The organism is Propionispira arboris, assembly GCF_900109225.1.
In the GTDB taxonomy this organism is placed as follows: Bacteria; Bacillota; Negativicutes; order Selenomonadales; family Selenomonadaceae; genus Propionispira; species Propionispira arboris.
The window spans coordinates 114861-133037 of sequence record NZ_FNZK01000006.1 but is presented as its reverse complement, the minus strand read 5'-3'; the positions used below and the strand labels follow the sequence as shown (position 1 = coordinate 133037).

The window sequence follows — 18177 nt, the reverse complement described above, 5'->3', positions numbered from 1 at the left end:
GAGGAAGGAGGCTCCCTAGATGAGCGAAGAAAGAAATGAACGCAAGACTAAAGTTGGTAAAGTTGTAAGTGATAAAATGGATAAAACAGTTGTAGTTGCTGTTGTTGATCTTGAACAACATCCACTCTACAAAAAAGCAGTAAAAAAGACTGTTAGATTCAAAGCGCATGATGAAAATAATGACGCACATACTGGCGATACCGTATCAATCATGGAAACTCGTCCACTGTCTAAAGACAAACGCTGGAGAGTAGTTGAAATTCTCGGAAGAGCAAAATAAGATTGATCTTATGAGGCAATTCTGTTTAGGATTTTAAGAAGGAGGTAAAACAATGATTCAACAACAAACAATGCTCACTGTTGGTGATAATACTGGTGCAAAAGAAATTATGTGCATTCGTGTTTTAGGCGGTTCATATCGCAAATTCGCTAATATTGGTGACGTAATTGTAGCTGCAGTTAAATCCGCTGCTCCTGGCGGCATGGTTAAAAAAGGTGAAGTTGTTAAGGCTGTAGTCGTACGTACTAAAAAAGGGTTACGACGTTCAGATGGCTCTTACATTCGCTTTGATGAAAACGCAGCTGTTTTAATTAAAGATGATAAAACTCCAAAAGGAACCCGTATTTTTGGACCAGTAGCTAGAGAGTTGCGTGACAAAGATTTCATGAAAATCGTCTCACTAGCTCCAGAAGTTATCTAATAGTGAGGAGGTGCCATATTGTCACTTAAAAAATTACACGTAAAAAAAGGCGATACAGTTTTAGTATTGTCTGGTAAAGATAAAGGCAAACAGGGTAAAGTTGTTCAGGCGTTACCTAAAAAAGACAAAGTTGTTATTGAAGGCGTAAACAAAATTAAACGTCATACAAAACCTAGCCAAAGTGCTCCACAAGGCGGAATTATTTCGAAAGAAGCTCCTATGGCTGCAGCAAAAGTTATGGTTGTATGTCCAGCTTGCTCGAAAGCTACCCGTATTGCGAAAAAAGAAGTCAATGGAAAGATGCTTCGTGCTTGCAAAAAATGCGGCGAAATCATCGATCAGGCTAAATAATTAAGGAAGGAGGAACACTGGTGGATAGATTAAAAGAGAAATATCTTAATGAAGTTGTTCCGGCTTTGACTGAACAATTCGGTTATAAAAATGTAATGGAAATTCCTCAAGTAGATAAAATTATCATTAACATGGGTGTTGGGGAAGCTGTTGGTAATCCAAAAGTTCTCGATGCTGCAGTGAACGATATGACTATGATTGCTGGTCAAAAACCTGTACTTACTCGTGCTAAAAAATCTTTAGCAGCTTGGAAGTTACGTGAAGGTATGCCAATTGGTGCGAAAGTAACTCTTCGCGGCTCCCGGATGTATCAATTCTTAGATAAATTTATGAACATTGCGCTTCCACGTGTACGTGATTTCCGTGGCGTAAGTGCAAAAGCATTTGATGGTCGTGGTAATTATTCTGTAGGTTTGAAAGAACAATTAATTTTCCCGGAAATCGAATATGATAAAATCGATAAACTTCGTGGCATGAATATTGTTGTTGTTACAACAGCAAACACTGATGAGGAAGCAAGAGCGCTTCTTAAATTAATGGGCATGCCATTTAGTGCGTAAAAGGAGGTACTGACTGTGGCCAAAAAGTCAATGATTGAAAAATGGAGCCAAGAACCTAAATTTAAGGTTCGCAAGTACAACAGATGTAAAATCTGTGGTCGTCCACACGGGTACATGAGGAAATTTGAAATGTGCCGTATCTGTTTCAGAGAACAAAGCTACAAAGGTGCCGTTCCTGGAATAACCAAAGCTAGTTGGTAATAAGATAGAACGAAAGGAGGATATCGATTTATGGTAATGACTGATCCTATTGCAGATCTGTTAACTCGTTTGCGTAATGCAAACTCGGTTTTTCATGAGAAAGTTGAAATTCCTGGTTCGAAAATCAAAAGAGCTATTGCGGTTGTTTTGAAAGAAGAGGGTTTCATCAAAGATTTTAGCTTTTCACAAGATAATAAACAAGGCGTTCTTACATTGACGCTTAAATATGGTCCAGAACGTGAAAAAGTAATCACTGGCATTAAACGTATTTCAAAACCTGGGTTACGTGCATATGCTAAAAGTGACCAAATACCTCGCGTACTTGGTGGTCTTGGTATCGCAATTGTTTCTACTTCAAAGGGAATCATGAGTGATAAACAAGCCCGTCGTGCTGGTCTCGGCGGCGAAGTAATCGCTTACGTTTGGTAATATATTTTTTTAGCTAGGAGGTGTACTAATGTCAAGAATTGGTAGAGCGCCGATCGAATTTGCAGCTGGCGTAACAGTTACAATTGCAGATGATAACACGGTGAACGTAAAAGGTCCAAAAGGCGAATTAACTCGCACATTTCATAAAGATATGATATTTGAAATGGAAGGCAATGTTATTACAGTAAAACGTCCTTCCGATGATAAACTACACAGATCATTACATGGTCTTTCTCGTACTTTACTTAATAATATGGTACTTGGTGTAACAGAAGGTTTTACAAAAACTCTTGAAATCAACGGTGTTGGTTATAGAGCAGCACAGACCGGTAACAACATAAACTTATCGCTTGGGTTTTCCCATCCATTGGTTGTAGAACCACCAGCTGGTATTAGCTTAGCGGTTCCTGCACCAAACAGAATTGTTGTTTCAGGTATTGATAAAGAACAAGTTGGCGCAATTGCTGCTAACATTCGCAGTTACAGAGAACCAGAACCTTATAAAGGTAAAGGTATTAAATATGAAGGTGAAGTTGTTCGTCGCAAGGTTGGTAAAGCTGGCGCGAAAGGCAAAAAATAATCATCTTTAGGGGAAAGGAGTGACTAATTTGCTTCTTAAAGCAGACAAAAATAAATCTCGTCAAAAACGTCACTTAAGAGTTCGTAATCATATTTCTGGAACTGCCGCAAGACCACGTTTGAATGTGTTTCGCAGTTTGAGTAATGTTTACGCACAAGTGATTGACGATATAAATGGTGTAACATTGGTTGCAGCAAGTTCAAAAGATAAAGGCTTCGAAAATTACGGTGGTAATGTTGAAGCAGCTAAAGCAGTCGGTACAGCAATTGCTAAACTTGCTTTAGAAAAAGGTATTACAGAAGTTGTGTTCGACCGTGGTGGTTATATATATCATGGTAGAGTTGCAGCATTAGCAGAAGCAGCTCGCGAAGCGGGTCTGAAATTCTAATTTTGTAAAGGAGGTAAATGAATGGCCAGAATCGACTATACTGCTCTTGAATTACAGGAGAAAGTTGTATATATCAATAGAGTTGCTAAGGTTGTAAAAGGTGGTCGTCGTTTTTCATTCAGCGCACTTGTTGTTGTTGGAGATGGAAACGGTCACGTTGGCGCTGGTTTGGGCAAAGCCGGTGAAGTTCCTGAAGCAATCAGAAAAGGCATCGAAGATGCTAAGAAAAATCTTATTGAAGTTTCATTGGTTGGAAAAACAATTCCACATCAGATTATCGGTGTGTTTGGCGCAGGTCGCGTTTTCTTAAAACCAGCTGCTAAAGGTACTGGTGTTATTGCTGGCGGTCCAGCACGTGCAGTGCTCGAACTTGCAGGCATTCACGATATCTTAACAAAATCTCTTGGTTCTTCAAATCCTAATAACATGGTTCGCGCTACGTTAAAAGGTTTGAATCAATTGAAAAAAGCTGAAGTTGTAGCAGAACTTCGTGGTAAAACAGTCCAGGAACTTTTGGGTTAAGGAGGCATTTCAATGGCAAAACTGAAAATTACTCTTACCAGAAGCCTGATCGGCAGACCTGAAAATCAAAGAGTTACTGTTAAGGCTTTAGGGTTACGTAAATTAAATTCGTCAGTAGAACAAGAAGATACGGCTGTGATTCGCGGCATGGTTCACAAAGTTGAACATCTTGTTACAGTTGAAGAATTACAAGACTAAGTTCAAGGAGGTGCTATGGTATGAATTTACATGAATTATCCCCAGCTCCTGGTTCCAAGAAAGTTCGCACCCGTGTAGGTCGCGGTATTGGTTCTGGACTAGGTAAAACATCTGGTAGAGGTCATAAAGGTCAAAATTCTCGTTCCGGTGGTGGTGTTCGTACTGGTTTTGAAGGCGGACAGATGCCAATTTATCGCAGATTACCGAAACGTGGTTTTACAAATATTTTTGCTAAAGTGTTTGCTGAAGTAAACGTAGCAGAATTAAATCGTTTTGAAGACGGCGCAACAGTTGATCCAGTCGCTTTAATCGAAATCGGCATCCTTAAAAATGTGCATGACGGTATTCGTATTCTAGGGAATGGTGAACTTACAAAAAAATTAACTGTAATCGCTAACGGCTTTACGAAATCTGCTGAAGCCAAAATTACAGCGGCAGGCGGAAAAGTAGAGGTGATCTAAGGTGCTTTCAGCCCTTGCGAATATCCTCAAGATTACTGAACTCAGACAAAAGATTGTATTTACATTAATCATGTTTGCGGTTTTCAGACTAGGAACACATATTCCTGCTCCAGGAGTAAATCCTGCCGTAATTGAGCAAATGTTTACGAGCGGCAACCTTTTGGGCTTGATGGATTTGTTTTCCGGTGGTGCTCTAAGTAAATTTTCTATATTTGCGATGAGTATTACTCCTTATATCAATGCTTCAATCATAATGCAGCTGTTAACAGTTGTTGTTCCGACACTTGAGCAGTGGTCCAAGGAAGGTGAAGAAGGGCGTAAACGAATCACCCAGGTTACCCGTTATTTAACCGTTGTACTTGCATTTGTACAAGCCATAGGTATGGCAATTGGTCTTAAACAGGCTATTTTAAATCCAGGTGTCGCATCAATATTAATTATTGCAATCACTCTGACAGCTGGTACTACATTTTTGATGTGGGTTGGTGAACAGATTACAGCTTATGGTGTTGGTAATGGTATTTCACTTATCATCTTTGCTGGTATCGTAGCAGCTTTACCAAAATCGTTGGGTACGATTTACAAGTATTTACAAGCAGGGACCATTAGTTATTTTAATGTGGCTTTGTTTCTAGTAATTGCGCTGTTCATGGTTGTTTTCGTTATTGCGATTCAGCAGGGACAACGCAGGATTCCAGTTTCTTATGCAAAACGAGTAGTTGGCCGCAAGACATACGGTGGTCAGTCTACGCACATTCCGCTTAAAGTTAATCAAGCGGGTGTTATTCCAATAATCTTTGCGTCATCCGTGTTAATGTTTCCAGTAACTATTGCCCAGTTTATTCAAGTTCCCTGGGTAAAAACAATTGCCGGTTATTTTGCGTGGGGTACACCTGTTCAGACGGCGTGTTATGCGTTGCTGATAATATTCTTCACGTACTTTTATACCGCGGTTACTGTAAAGATATCGGATATGGCAGAGAATCTGAAAAAATACGGTGGTTTTATACCGGGTATACGCCCTGGCAAGCCAACGGCAGAATATTTAGATCGCGTTATGACTCGAATTACGCTTGCAGGCGCTTTCTTCCTCGCATTTATCGCTATTTTGCCGAATGTGGTTGCAGGTGCAACCGGCATTCAAGGCGTATATTTTGGCGGTACAGCTCTCTTGATCGTTGTTGGGGTTGCACTTGACACGATGAAGCAGATCGAAGCGATGGTTGTAATGCGTCACTACCAAGGTTTCATGAAGTAGGGGAGGATTTTAGTATGTATATCCTGTTAATGGGACCGCCGGGGGCTGGTAAAGGTACTCAGGCGGCAAGTCTTGTGGAAAAGTTCGCGATTCCACATATTTCTACAGGCGATATGTTCCGCGCTGCTGTGAAAGAAGGAACCGAACTTGGCAAGCAAGCGAAGGCATGCATGGATGCTGGACAACTGGTTCCAGATAACGTAACAATCGGCATTGTTGGAGAACGTCTGGCAAAAGTGGATTGTAAAAAAGGTTTTATTTTGGATGGATTTCCGAGAACTGTTGACCAAGCAGATGCTTTGGACAAAATTCTCGTTAGTCTTGAAATAAAATTAACTCGTGTATTAAATATTGATGTTCCGGCCGAAGAGTTGATTGCTAGAGCAGTTGGCCGCCGTATTTGTAAAAAATGCGGTGCAACGTACCACGTAACATTTAAGCCGACAGCTAAAGCCGGCATTTGTGATGCGTGTGGCGGTGAAACATATCAAAGAGCAGATGATAGTGAAGCTACCATGAAAAATCGTTTGTCTGTATATGTTTCACAAACTAAGCCGCTCATTGATTACTATCAGAATGCAGGTTTATATACTGAAATTGATGGTAGACAAGCAATCAACAAAGTGTTTGATGATGTTGTTGCAAGCTTGAGAGGTTAATAGATGCTCATCCAAAAGTCTAGTCGGGAAACCGATGCTGAATTAGACGCTGGTAAGCCGGACGTTTGTACATCCGAAAATAATAAAATCACCGAAAGATATATACGAAGTTGTGGTGCAATTCCAACTTTAAAAGTCTATGGTGAAGATCCGGGAGCAGCCGCTAAGGCTGCACTGGAAATTCCCAATTTAAATAACGACGATGTTGGGCATGGCATTTGTAAAATGCAAAAAGCTCCTCAGATTCCGAATGCTGGTTTAGGCAGTCATGTGCCACGATTACAATCTGGACTGACTTTAGCCCAACCACAAATAGGTCAAGTTGTTGAAAGCATTACAGGTCGTGATATTTCGACGAGGTACTTGATCGTTAAGATTCAAGAAAATATGCTTTTTGTCAGTGATGGCAGAAAACGGAAAGTCGTGAATCCGAAAAAGAAAAACATTCGGCATGTCAGTGTTTATAAAAAGGTATTTGAAGAGATTGCGAAGCGCATTCAAGCTGATCGAAAGGTTACTGATGAAGAAATTCGCAGTGCTTTAAAATCCTCGGACGCTGACAGGCATCGAGAAGGGAGAAACTCATGTCCAAACAAGACGTAATTGAAGTTGAAGGTAAAGTGCTTGAATCATTGCCAAATGCAATGTTCCAAGTCGAATTAGAAAATGGTCATGTTGTATTGGCACATGTTTCAGGAAAAATTCGCATGAATTTCATTCGTATTTTACCTGGGGATAAAGTTACAATTGAACTTACGCCATACGATTTAACTCGTGGCCGTATAACCTACCGTTTCAAATAATTCGTATTGATGTCTGATGCAAACAGGCATCAGATCGATCAAAATGACATTGTAAGAAGGGGGCAGAGCGCAATGAAAGTTAAACCATCGGTTAAAGCTATTTGTGAAAAATGCAAAGTAATTAAGCGCAAAGGTCACGTAATGGTTATTTGTGAAAATCCGAAACATAAACAAAAACAAGGATAAGAGGGGGTGCTTGATATATGGCACGTATTACCGGAATAGATTTGCCGCGTGATAAGAGAATCGAAATTGCTTTAACATATATCTTTGGTATTGGTCTCACGACTTCTAAAAAGATTTTAGCAGCTACAGGTATTAATCCCGATACCCGTACTCGTGATTTGACAGAAGATGAAGTTGCAAAACTTCGTGAAATCATTGATAAAGAATGTAAAGTAGAAGGCGATTTACGTCGTGAAGAATCATTAAATATTAAACGCTTAGTAGAAATCGGTTGTTACCGTGGAAGAAGACATCGTATGGGTCTTCCAGTTCGCGGTCAGAACACGAAAAATAATGCACGTACACGTAAAGGTCCAAAAAGAGCAGTTGGAGCGAAGAAAAAGAAAATAGTGTAAAGGGGGTTAAACATTGGTAGTTAAGAAAGTATCGCGTACAAAGAAAAAAGTTCGTAAAAATATTGAATTTGGTATCGCTCATATTCGTTCAACTTTCAATAATACGATTGTAACAATTACGGATGTCCAAGGTAATGCATTATCATGGTCAAGTGCTGGTGGACTTGGGTTTAGAGGTTCTAGAAAAAGCACTCCATTCGCAGCTCAGATGGCAGCAGAAGTTGCCGCTAAAGCAGCAATGGAACATGGTTTGAAATCAGTAGAAGTATTCGTTAAAGGTCCTGGATCCGGACGTGAAGCGGCAATAAGATCATTGCAGGCTACAGGTTTGGAAGTTAACTTAATCAAAGATGTTACTCCAGTTCCTCATAATGGATGCCGTCCGCCAAAACGTAGAAGAGTATAATGGAGGTGCAAATATAGATGGCAATTGATAGAGTCCCGGCTCTCAAAAGATGCCGATCCCTCGGTATCGAACCAGCTGTTGTTGGCTTAAATAAAGAATCGAAACGTCAACCAAGACGTACGAATAAAAAAGTAAGCGAATATGGTACACAGCTTAAAGAAAAACAAAAAGCAAAATTTATCTATGGTGTTTTAGAAAAACAATTTAGATCTTATTATGATAAAGCAAAAAAAATGCCAGGTGTTACAGGTGAAAACTTATTAGGTCTTCTGGAAAGAAGAATTGATAATGTTGTTTTCCGTTTAGGTCTTGCTGCTACTCGCAGACAAGCTCGTCAAATTGTTTCCCATGGTCATATTGCTGTAAATGGTAAACGTCTTGATATTCCATCTGCTTTAGTTAAAGTGAATGACGTTGTTACGATTAAAGAAACTAGCCGTGGCAATGAATTCTTTAAAGGTGTTGTAGAATCATATGATTCATTAAGCACACCTGCTTGGATTTCTGCAGATGCTCCAAACTTGAGCGGTACAGTTACAAGATTTCCGAATCGTGATGAAATCGATGTTCCTATCGATGAACAGGCGATTGTTGAATTGTACTCCAGATAATATGTCTTTATGTATCAATATTGACATAGCGTAAGGTATTCTATTACGCAAAATTGAGGAGGGTATTCCAGATGATCGAAATCGAAAAACCGAAGATTGAGATAGTGGAAATCAGTGAAGACAATCATTATGGCAAGTTTATCTGTGAGCCGTTAGAACGTGGTTATGGTACTACGCTTGGTAACAGTCTGCGTCGCATATTATTATCGTCTTTACAGGGTGCTGCAATTACCTCCATTAGGGTTGATGGGGTTCTCCATGAGTTTTCCACCATTCCTGGTGTTCGGGATGACGTTACGAATATCATTCTAAACTTAAAATCGCTTTGCCTTAAAATGCATAGTGAAGAACCAAAAGTAATTCGGATTGATGTTGAAGGTGAAAAAGACATCACAGCTGCTGATATTATCACAGATGCTGATGTCGAAATCCTCAACCCTGAATTACACATTGCTACAGTAGATGCAAGTGGTTCTCTGAAAATGGAACTGACTGTTGAACGCGGTCGTGGTTATGTTCCAGCCGATAAGAATAAAAGACCAGATCACGTAATTGGTATTATTCCTATCGATTCACTTTTTTCGCCAATCCAGAGAGTGAACTATACAGTATCTGATACTCGTGTAGGTAACGTTACAGATTACGATAAGTTGACTCTGGAAGTTTGGACCGATGGCTCTATTCGACCGGAAGAAGCAGTAAGCAAATCTGCAAGCATATTGGTTGCACATTTGAAACTGTTCCAGAATATGGCTGGCCTTCCTGAAGAAGACGAAGAAACTGAAGGAACATTTACGGAAGCTCCAGAAAGTGACGTTTCTAAAGTTTTAGAAATGACTATCGAGGACTTGGATCTATCAGTTCGTTCATATAACTGCTTGAAAAGGGCTGGTATTAATACAGTTTCAGATCTTGCACAAAAAAGCGAAGATGATATGATGAAAGTTAGAAATCTCGGTCGTAAGTCCCTTGAAGAGGTTAAGAAAAAATTGCAAGAGCTTGATTTGGCACTTGTTGAAATTGAAGAATAGGAGAGGAAGATATGGGCTATAGAAAATTAGGACGTGACTCTAGTGCACGTAAAGCTTTGTTTCGCCACATTTTAACTTCTTTCTTTAAATATGAACGCATTGAAACTACAGAAGCTAAAGCAAAAGAAATCAGCGGACTTGCTGAGCAACTCATTACTTTAGGAAAACGCGGGGATTTACATTCACGCCGTCAGGCTATTGCGCGTCTCATTGATGAAGAAGTAGTAAGAAAATTATTTGATGAAATTGCACCTAAATACAATGATCGCCAAGGTGGTTACACTCGTGTACTCAAACTTGGTCCTCGTCGCGGCGATGCTGCTCCGATGGCAATTCTTGAATTAGTGTAATTCGCAAAGGGCGGCCATTCGGTCGCCTTTCTTGTTAAGCGAAAAGAAAATAAATTCTTTTCGTTTACCAAGAAAGGCGATTGCGTTAACAAATTGTATCAAGTATAATAAAGAGGTATTGCTTAAAGCAGTACCTCTTTATTTTAGCGGATTTTCTTAAAAGGAGTATGACAATAGTGGAGTTAATTCAAGTAGAACATTTAAGTCATCTATATCATAAGGATATGGATCATGAATATAAAGCACTCGATGATATTAATTTAACGGTTCAAGAGGGCGAATTTGTTGCTATTATCGGTACAAACGGATCTGGTAAGTCAACCTTGGCAAAACATTTTAATGCACTCTTATTGCCAACAAGTGGGATTTGTCGAGTGGCTGGAATGGAAACAAGCTCTGAAGCGAATTTGTGGAAAATAAGGCAGCACATAGGAATGGTCTTTCAAAATCCGGATAATCAGATTGTCGCTACTTTGGTCGAAGAAGATATTGCATTTGGTCCGGAAAATTTAGGGGTTCCAAGTGAAGAAATAAAAAAACGTGTAACAGAAGCTCTTCAAGTAGTTGGCATGGAAAAATACCGAAAATTTGCCCCTCACCTTTTATCAGGCGGACAAAAACAACGCGTTGCAATTGCGGGGGCACTTGCGATGCATACACGTTGTCTGGTGCTTGATGAGCCAACAGCAATGCTTGATCCAATAGGGCGTGCGGAAGTTATGGCAACTGTGAAAAATCTGCATGAAGAAGCAGGTATTACGATTATCTATATCACTCATTTTATGGAAGAAGCAGTCATGGCAGATCGGGTTGTGGTTATGAAAGAAGGACAGATTTGTGATCAAGGAACACCAACAGAAATTTTCACGCAGGTAGAAAAATTGAAAAAGTTAGGTCTTGAGGTTCCACTGGCTACAGAGGTCGCTGCAAAGCTTCGTGAACGGGGAATTTCGTTACCTCCTTATATTATTACCAATGAAGAACTGGCGGTGTGTTTATGTCAATTGAAGTGAAGAATATAACATATACATATATGGCAAAAACTCCTTTTGAAAGAGTTGCCTTGAAAAATATAGATCTAACCATTGAACAGGGTGAATTTGTCGCTATTATCGGACATACTGGCTCTGGTAAATCTACGCTGGTGCAACATCTTAATGCACTGCTTACGCCAACTATTGGGTCTGTACTGGTGGATGGGAATGATATTAATACAAAAAACGAAGCGGCAAAAACAGCCCGTCGAAAAGTTGGTATGGTTTTTCAATATCCTGAACATCAGTTGTTTGAAGAAACGGTTTATGAAGACATTGCATTTGGACCACATAATATGGGGCTTTCAGAAGAGCTGGTTGAAAATCATGTAAAAAAAGCTATGGAGTTTGTTAATTTAGATTTTGCTGAATATAAAGATCGTTCTCCCTTTCAATTAAGTGGTGGGCAGATGCGGCGTGTTGCCATTGCGGGGGTCATTGCCTTAAATCCACAATATCTTATTTTGGATGAGCCAACAGCCGGACTGGACCCCGTTGGCAGAAAAGATTTATTTAAAAAAATACAGCAAATTCATAAAAAAGAAAAGATAGCGATTGTACTTGTATCACATAATATGGATGATGTGGCTGCTCTGGCCGATCGAATTATCGTTATGAATCATGGAGAAATCACCATTGATGCGAAACCAAAGCAAGCTTTTTCTCAAATCGAAAAAATAACAGAAGCTGGCTTAGCCGTACCGCATATGACAGCTCTTTTAGAGCAGCTAAAACAAAAAGGTTTGGCAGTCGATACAACACCACTTACACTTAGTGCTGGGGTCGATAGCATTTTGGCGGCAATAAGGAGGCGGAAATGATGTTGACAGATATAACAATTGGTCAATATTTCCCGGGAAATTCATTTATTCATCGTCTCGATCCGCGAACAAAAGTTATTGTGCTGCTTTTGTTGATCGTTGCTATTTTTTTACTTGATACACCATGGGCCTATGTGGGCTTATGCGGATTTACATTTCTTATTATTCGTGTATCCGGTGTACCATTAAATATGATGATTAAATCATTGAAACCGCTTTTTTGGATTCTTTTATTTACATTTCTTATTCATTTATTTACAACACAGGGTGATATTATTTGGCAAGGCTGGATTTTTTCTATTACCGGACAAGGCTTGAAGCAGGGGGTTTTTATTTCAATACGTTTAGTCCTGTTGATTTTATTGTCTTCACTTTTGACTTTTACGACATCACCAATTGCGTTGACGGATGCACTTGAAAATTTGATGAATCCATTTAAGCGACTTGGCTTACCAGCGCATGAATTAGCCATGATGATGACAATAGCCTTACGTTTTATTCCAACATTGCTTGAAGAAACAGATAAAATTATGAAAGCACAAAAATCACGCGGAGCGGATTTTTCATCAGGAAATATTGTGAAACGACTAAAAAGTCTCATCCCGATTTTAGTTCCTCTATTTATTGGTGCTTTTCGTCGGGCCGATGAACTTGCTATAGCGATGGAAGCAAGATGCTATCGTGGCGGGGCGAATCGTACGCGTATGAAGGTACTGAAAATTGATCGGATTGATTATGTGGCATATTCGTTTCTAGCAGTCGTGCTGGTAGGACTTAGTGTACTAAAATGTAGTGGGTTATAAATATGAAAACAGAAAACAAAGATAGTATGAAACAAAGAAAACGCAATATAAAACTTTTAATTAGTTATGATGGTGGAAACTATCATGGATTTCAAAGACAAAACAATTCATTAGCGGTGCAAAATATTTTGGAAAAAAAACTTGAGATTTTGTTTGGCGATACAATTGAAATGGCGGCATCGGGGCGAACGGATGCTGGTGTTCATGCCTATGGACAAGTCGTTAATTTTTTCACGGATGGAACTATTCCAATTGATCGAGTAGTACGAGCTGCGAATAGTTTATTGCCCAATGATATTGTCGTAAAAGCAGCAGACGAAGTAGACTTTGATTTCAGTGCTCGTCATTCAGCAATTAGTAAAATCTATATATACCGTATACAACAAGGTGAAATACCAGATCCATTTTTACGCAACTATACCTGGTATATTCGTTCCAAATTAAATTTAGCTGCTATACAGGAAGCTTTAGCTTATGTTGTGGGGGAACATGATTTTTCTGCTTTTCAAGCCACTGGGAGTGTACCAATGCTGCCGATTCGGACTATCTATGAAGCAACTTGTGAACAAAAGGGTTCTATCATTGAATTTAGTTTTTTTGGTAATGGGTTTTTATACCACATGGTGCGTAATATGGTAGGAACTTTGGTAAATGTCGGGATTGGTAAAACAACACCAATTCGCTTTAAAGAAATCATGGATGGAAAAGATCGAAAAAAAGCTGGTGCGACGGCGCCAGCACAAGGATTGTATTTAAAGCAAGTTAATTATTGAAAAATAGGCTCAGCGGTTTAAACCTTTTGAGCCTATTTTTCGTTGTATTTAGATTTCTTGATAAAAAAATTAGAAATCTCTTCTTTATCTTGTTATAATATAAACATGGGTTTATAAAAAACAGAAGTGTACTTTAGGTGGTGAATGAAATGCAATCATTATTAAAAGTTGGGATTGATATAGGATCAACGACAATTAAGGTAATTGTTTTAGATGCAAAAAATCACTTGCTTTATAAAAAATATGTGCGACATTTTTCTGAAATCACGGCGGCCTTGCAAGATAATTTTCTTGCTTTAAGAAATGTGGTAGGGGCTAGCTCGTTTTCTTTTGCGCTGACAGGGTCGGCGGGAATGGGAATTGCTCAGAAATTTAGCTTGCCATTTGTGCAAGAAGTTATTGCATGCAGTGCGGCTGTTAAGGCTTTTGTGCCACAAACTGATACAGCGGTGGAGCTCGGTGGTGAAGATGCAAAAATAACCTACTTTGGCTCAGCGCAAGAACAACGTATGAATGGTGTTTGTGCCGGTGGAACAGGGTCTTTTATTGATCATATGGCATCATTGTTACATACGGATGCACAAGGACTTGATAAACTTGCAGCGAAAGGGCAACAGATTTATCCGATTGCCTCACGTTGTGGGGTATTTGCGAAAACAGATATTCAGGCCCTGATGAATGATGGCGTGGAAAAAGAAGATATCGCCCAGTCTGTTTTTCAAGCAGTAGTGAATCAGACGATCGGAAATCTTGCCCAAGGCCGACCTATAACCGGAAATGTGGCATTTTTGGGTGGTCCGCTATATTTTTTGCCACAGTTAAAAAAACGTTTCATTGAAACTTTGGAGCTTGATACAGCACATGTAGTCGATTTTTCCGAAGGTTGTTATTTTGTGGCAATGGGAGCAGTGCTGTCTAATGAAACTGAAATAATGGATTATGAAACTTTAGCGGCTCGATTTGCCGATAGTGGACAATGGATAGAGAAATCGGCTGCGAATAATTTTATTTTATTTAAGGATGACGAAGCTCGTCAAGAATTTACGAAACGACATGAAAAAGATAAAATAGCTCGTGGCGATCTTAGCCAATATAAAGGTAAGATTTATCTGGGCATTGATGCTGGTTCGACAACGACAAAACTTGTTGCAATTGGTCAAAATAAAGAAATTTTATATTCTTCTTATGGTAGTAATCAGGGGTCACCATTAAAAACCGTGATTACTGAACTGCAAGACCTTTATGCGAAACTAAATTCAGACACTCACATTGCTTGTACGGGTACGACTGGTTATGGTGAATACCTTGTAAAAGCGGCAATTCATGCTGATTTTGGTGAAGTTGAAACATTTGCTCATTTACGGGCAGCTCAAGAAGTTTGTCCAGATGTATCGTTTGTGCTTGATATTGGTGGTCAGGATATGAAGTGCTTTTTTGTGAAAGATGGCACGATTGACCAGATTGTTCTAAATGAAGCATGTTCGGCCGGCTGCGGGTCCTTTATTGAAAATTTTGCTCAAAGCCTGAATCTAACGGCGGGTGAATTTGCTCAAAAAGCAATGCAGTCGCATAAACCGGTTGATCTTGGTACACGCTGTACGGTGTTTATGAATTCAAAAGTGAAGCAGGTGCAAAAAGAAGGAGCAGATGTTAGTGATATTTCTGCGGGAATCGCATTGTCGATCATTAAAAATGCTTTATTTAAAGTGATTCAAATAAAAGATGTAAATGAGCTAGGCAATTCAATTGTTGTACAAGGTGGTACTTTTTATAATGATGCCGTCTTGCGGTCTATGGAATTACTGCTTGAACGTCCCGTCATACGCCCTGATATTTCAGGCCTTATGGGAGCCTATGGTGCAGCTATTTTAGCAGAGGAACGTTCAACAGGGACATCTGCCATTCTACCAGAGCAAGAGATAACCAATTTTACTGTGACAACAACGTCACATCGTTGTAAAATTTGCGGCAATCAATGCTTGATTACAACTCAAAAATTTTCGAATGGAGAAAAATATCATATTGGCAATCGTTGTGAACGTGGCATTGGGCAGCATAAAAAAGAAAATAAAGTGCCGAATATTTATGAATATAAATATTATCGTTTATTTGATTTTTATAAGCCGTTAGCGCATCCAAGTCGCGGAACGATCGGTCTGCCGCGGGTTTTGAATATGTATGAAGATTATCCATTCTGGTTTACTTTTTTTACAATACTTGGGTATAAAGTGATTTTATCAGGAAAATCAACACCGGAAATGTATCATAAAGGGATGGCAACAATTCCTTCTGATTCTTTATGTTATCCAGCTAAATTGGTGCATGGACATATTATGGATTTAATCCATCAGGGAATTAAGAAGATTTTTTATCCATGTATCCCCTATAATATGAAAGATACGATGAATCCAGGTGATAACCATTACAATTGTCCGGTTGTGGCTTCCTATGCAGAAAATATCCGCGCTAATATGGATATTTTACGTACTGAAAATATCCAATTTATGCAGCCATTTTTGCCAATAGATGATAGACTTCGTCTCATAACACGATTGACGGAAGAGTTTGCAATTGAACATATCAGTAAAAAAGAAATTTTGTCAGCAGTGGATGCTGCTTATATTGAACTTGAAAAATATAAAAAAGCGATCCGAGTACAGGGGATGAAGATTCTCGAGCAGATTGAAACAGATAATTTACATGGAATTGTTTTAGCAGGTCGCCCCTATCATTTAGATCCTGAGATTAATCACGGTATCGCTGAAATGATCCAAGCCTATGGACTCGCAGTATTATCAGAAGATGTAATTTATCATCTTCATGTTGAACCTGAAAAATTACAGATTATGAACCAATGGAGTTATCATGCCAGACTTTATCATGCTGCAAGTTATGTTGCGGCGCATGAGAATCTTACGCTGATCCAGTTAAGTTCATTTGGCTGTGGTTTGGATGCCATTACGATTGGGCAAGTCAAGGAAATAATGGAACAGCATCAACGTATCTATACCATGATAAAACTGGATGAAGTAACGAACCTGGGGGCAGCACGAATTCGTTTGCGTTCGCTCATGGCAGCCTTACAAAAAGGACCACATCATAAAAGTGAACCCAAATTAATTGAAGCTCGGCCAATCTTTGGTGATGATAAAAAGGAAACCAATACTATTCTGGCGCCACAGTTATCGCCAATTCATTTTTCTTTGATAACTACGGCATTGCGTAAATATGGTTATCAAGTTATGATTCCTGAACTGCCTAATCGGGCCGCGATTGATTTGGGGCTCCGTTATGTCAACAATGATATGTGCTATCCGGCGATTGTTATTGTTGGACAACTTTTAGCAGCCTTGAAGTCAGGTGTCTGTGACCCAGATAAGACCTCCATTATGTTATTTCAAACCTGTGGTGCTTGTCGGGCGACAAATTATTTGAGCTTGATGCGCAAGGCTTTAAAAGATGCAGGTTATCCACAGGTTGCTGTTTTTGCTTGCTGGGGACCAGAACAAGATGCGTTCTCCTTAAATATAGCTAGTTTTACAGATGTAATTAAAAGCATTATGTACGGAGATTTGCTAATGCGGCTGGTCAATCGGATTCGACCTTATGAAGTTGAAGATGGGTCTACGCAGCGATTATATGAAAAATGTTTGGCAAGTTGCAAAAAAGAAATCTTGAACGGCAACTATGTTAAATTTAAGCGAACTGTACAAAAAATTGTCCATGAATTTGATCATTGTATTATCCATGAACATCTTTGGAAACCAAAAGTAGGGGTAGTTGGCGAGATTTTAGTAAAATATCATCCTGTAGCCAATAATCATCTCGAAAAAATATTGGCGAATGAAGGTGCAGAAGTGATTATGCCAGATATGATGGATTTTTTATTTTATATGGCAGTTGATGATATTGTAAAATATCGTCTTTTGGCGGGGAAACTTTCAGATAAAATGAAATCGGAAGTATTTATCAAAGTGATGGAGATGATTCGTCATCCAATTCGACACGCCTTGAAAAAAAGCCAGCGTTTTACAGCACCAAATCGGATTCGCGACATTGCCGAACTTGCTAAAAAACATGTATCACTTGGTAATATGGCCGGAGAAGGTTGGTTCCTAACTGGTGAAATGTTAAAGCTGATTGAAAGTGGCACGAAAAATATCATTTGCTTACAGCCTTTTGGCTGTTTGCCGAATCATATTACCGGAAAAGGGATGATTCGGGAAATTTTACGATCCTATCCCGACAGTAATGTTATTGCTGTCGACTGTGATGCGGGTGTAAGCGAGGTCAACCAGCTTAATCGTATCAAGCTAATGTTATCTGTAGCAAAAGAAAAAAAGCCGCTGAGCGTAACGGAGGCAATATTATAAGAAAAAACAGATGAGGCCAAAGCTTCATCTGTTTTTTGGCTTTTTTATTGTAGAAAAAGCAAATAACGCTATACAAATTTGTCTGGGACTGGTATAATATTTTTTGTTGCTCTTTATCCACAGTTTAAATGTGGATAACAAAAAAAGAAAAATAACTTGACTTTAGGTTCTATTTTTATTAAAATATAGTTTATATGAGGCTTTAACCGAGATTTCCACTAGCCCCGGAGATCAGGGCGAACCTTTGTATAATAACTTTAATAATGGAAATTTAGAAAAGTTA

At 39.2% G+C, this 18177-nt stretch carries 26 protein-coding genes; all 26 read left to right on the top strand.

All coding sequences use genetic code 11. The features are described from left to right. Positions 1-19 precede the first annotated feature (19 nt). The 26 genes from rpsQ (at position 20) to BMY14_RS07805 (ending at position 17894) form a co-directional block, all read left to right on the top strand. Entirely contained in the window at positions 20-280 is a 261-nt protein-coding gene (gene rpsQ / locus BMY14_RS07930; RefSeq protein ID WP_019554414.1) for a 30S ribosomal protein S17, read from the top strand. A 52-nt stretch (positions 281-332) separates the two neighbouring features. After that, complete coding sequence (rplN, locus tag BMY14_RS07925) at positions 333-701, top strand: 50S ribosomal protein L14 (protein ID WP_019554415.1); 369 nt, start codon at positions 333-335, stop codon at positions 699-701. An 18-nt stretch (positions 702-719) separates the two neighbouring features. Beyond that, positions 720-1052, top strand: a complete 333-nt coding sequence (gene rplX, locus BMY14_RS07920; protein ID WP_019554416.1) for a 50S ribosomal protein L24 — start codon at positions 720-722, stop codon at positions 1050-1052. A gap of 20 nt (positions 1053-1072) precedes the next feature. Beyond that, complete coding sequence (gene rplE, locus BMY14_RS07915; protein ID WP_019554417.1) at positions 1073-1612, top strand: 50S ribosomal protein L5; 540 nt, start codon at positions 1073-1075, stop codon at positions 1610-1612. 15 nt (positions 1613-1627) lie between these two features. Then, complete coding sequence (locus BMY14_RS07910; protein WP_019554418.1) at positions 1628-1813, top strand: type Z 30S ribosomal protein S14; 186 nt, start codon at positions 1628-1630, stop codon at positions 1811-1813. A 30-nt stretch (positions 1814-1843) separates the two neighbouring features. Beyond that, entirely contained in the window at positions 1844-2242 is a 399-nt protein-coding gene (gene rpsH / locus BMY14_RS07905; RefSeq protein ID WP_019554419.1) for a 30S ribosomal protein S8, read from the top strand. 28 nt (positions 2243-2270) lie between these two features. After that, a complete protein-coding gene (gene rplF, locus BMY14_RS07900) occupies positions 2271-2822 on the top strand; it encodes a 50S ribosomal protein L6 (RefSeq protein ID WP_019554420.1) in 552 nt (183 codons plus the stop codon). Positions 2823-2850: 28 nt separating this feature from the next. Then, positions 2851-3210: a 50S ribosomal protein L18 gene (gene rplR, locus BMY14_RS07895; RefSeq protein WP_019554421.1), complete on the top strand. Its 360-nt coding sequence runs from the start codon at positions 2851-2853 to the stop codon at positions 3208-3210. A gap of 21 nt (positions 3211-3231) precedes the next feature. Then, a complete protein-coding gene (rpsE, locus tag BMY14_RS07890; protein ID WP_019554422.1) occupies positions 3232-3732 on the top strand; it encodes a 30S ribosomal protein S5 in 501 nt (166 codons plus the stop codon). A gap of 12 nt (positions 3733-3744) precedes the next feature. Then, the gene (gene rpmD / locus BMY14_RS07885) at positions 3745-3930 is read left to right on the top strand and encodes a 50S ribosomal protein L30 (RefSeq protein WP_019554423.1); all 186 of its coding nucleotides are present in this window, start codon (positions 3745-3747) and stop codon (positions 3928-3930) included. 20 nt (positions 3931-3950) lie between these two features. Next, positions 3951-4391 (top strand): 50S ribosomal protein L15, encoded by a 441-nt coding sequence (rplO, locus tag BMY14_RS07880; RefSeq protein ID WP_019554424.1) that lies wholly within the window; start codon positions 3951-3953, stop codon positions 4389-4391. Position 4392: 1 nt separating this feature from the next. Then, the gene (secY, locus tag BMY14_RS07875; RefSeq protein WP_091830729.1) at positions 4393-5649 is read left to right on the top strand and encodes a preprotein translocase subunit SecY; all 1257 of its coding nucleotides are present in this window, start codon (positions 4393-4395) and stop codon (positions 5647-5649) included. 14 nt (positions 5650-5663) lie between these two features. Further along, the gene (locus BMY14_RS07870) at positions 5664-6308 is read left to right on the top strand and encodes an adenylate kinase (RefSeq protein WP_091830727.1); all 645 of its coding nucleotides are present in this window, start codon (positions 5664-5666) and stop codon (positions 6306-6308) included. A 3-nt stretch (positions 6309-6311) separates the two neighbouring features. Beyond that, positions 6312-6911 carry a KOW domain-containing RNA-binding protein gene (locus BMY14_RS20840; protein ID WP_245741320.1) on the top strand — a complete coding sequence of 200 codons (600 nt, stop codon included), beginning with the start codon at positions 6312-6314 and terminating at the stop codon, positions 6909-6911. Then, positions 6893-7111: a translation initiation factor IF-1 gene (gene infA / locus BMY14_RS07860; protein ID WP_019554428.1), complete on the top strand. Its 219-nt coding sequence runs from the start codon at positions 6893-6895 to the stop codon at positions 7109-7111. The genes BMY14_RS20840 and infA overlap by 19 nt, the downstream gene beginning before the upstream one ends. 72 nt (positions 7112-7183) lie before the next feature. After that, positions 7184-7297 (top strand): 50S ribosomal protein L36, encoded by a 114-nt coding sequence (gene rpmJ / locus BMY14_RS07855; protein ID WP_019554429.1) that lies wholly within the window; start codon positions 7184-7186, stop codon positions 7295-7297. A gap of 17 nt (positions 7298-7314) precedes the next feature. Beyond that, entirely contained in the window at positions 7315-7692 is a 378-nt protein-coding gene (gene rpsM / locus BMY14_RS07850; protein WP_091830725.1) for a 30S ribosomal protein S13, read from the top strand. Between the two features lie 13 nt (positions 7693-7705). Continuing rightward, entirely contained in the window at positions 7706-8098 is a 393-nt protein-coding gene (gene rpsK, locus BMY14_RS07845) for a 30S ribosomal protein S11 (protein WP_019554431.1), read from the top strand. Positions 8099-8115: 17 nt separating this feature from the next. Next, complete coding sequence (gene rpsD, locus BMY14_RS07840) at positions 8116-8709, top strand: 30S ribosomal protein S4 (RefSeq protein WP_091830723.1); 594 nt, start codon at positions 8116-8118, stop codon at positions 8707-8709. A gap of 71 nt (positions 8710-8780) precedes the next feature. Beyond that, the gene (locus BMY14_RS07835; RefSeq protein WP_019554433.1) at positions 8781-9740 is read left to right on the top strand and encodes a DNA-directed RNA polymerase subunit alpha; all 960 of its coding nucleotides are present in this window, start codon (positions 8781-8783) and stop codon (positions 9738-9740) included. A gap of 11 nt (positions 9741-9751) precedes the next feature. Then, complete coding sequence (gene rplQ, locus BMY14_RS07830; RefSeq protein WP_019554434.1) at positions 9752-10090, top strand: 50S ribosomal protein L17; 339 nt, start codon at positions 9752-9754, stop codon at positions 10088-10090. A gap of 173 nt (positions 10091-10263) precedes the next feature. Further along, positions 10264-11103 carry an energy-coupling factor transporter ATPase gene (locus tag BMY14_RS07825; protein WP_091830789.1) on the top strand — a complete coding sequence of 280 codons (840 nt, stop codon included), beginning with the start codon at positions 10264-10266 and terminating at the stop codon, positions 11101-11103. Next, a complete protein-coding gene (locus tag BMY14_RS07820) occupies positions 11088-11945 on the top strand; it encodes an energy-coupling factor transporter ATPase (protein ID WP_091830721.1) in 858 nt (285 codons plus the stop codon). The genes BMY14_RS07825 and BMY14_RS07820 overlap by 16 nt, the downstream gene beginning before the upstream one ends. Beyond that, positions 11945-12748 carry an energy-coupling factor transporter transmembrane component T family protein gene (locus BMY14_RS07815; protein WP_091830720.1) on the top strand — a complete coding sequence of 268 codons (804 nt, stop codon included), beginning with the start codon at positions 11945-11947 and terminating at the stop codon, positions 12746-12748. The genes BMY14_RS07820 and BMY14_RS07815 overlap by 1 nt, the downstream gene beginning before the upstream one ends. Before the next feature lie 2 nt (positions 12749-12750). Beyond that, complete coding sequence (gene truA, locus BMY14_RS07810) at positions 12751-13521, top strand: tRNA pseudouridine(38-40) synthase TruA (protein ID WP_091830718.1); 771 nt, start codon at positions 12751-12753, stop codon at positions 13519-13521. Positions 13522-13670: 149 nt separating this feature from the next. Next, positions 13671-17894 (top strand): 2-hydroxyacyl-CoA dehydratase, encoded by a 4224-nt coding sequence (locus BMY14_RS07805; RefSeq protein WP_091830716.1) that lies wholly within the window; start codon positions 13671-13673, stop codon positions 17892-17894. The last annotated feature ends 283 nt before the right edge of the window (positions 17895-18177 follow it).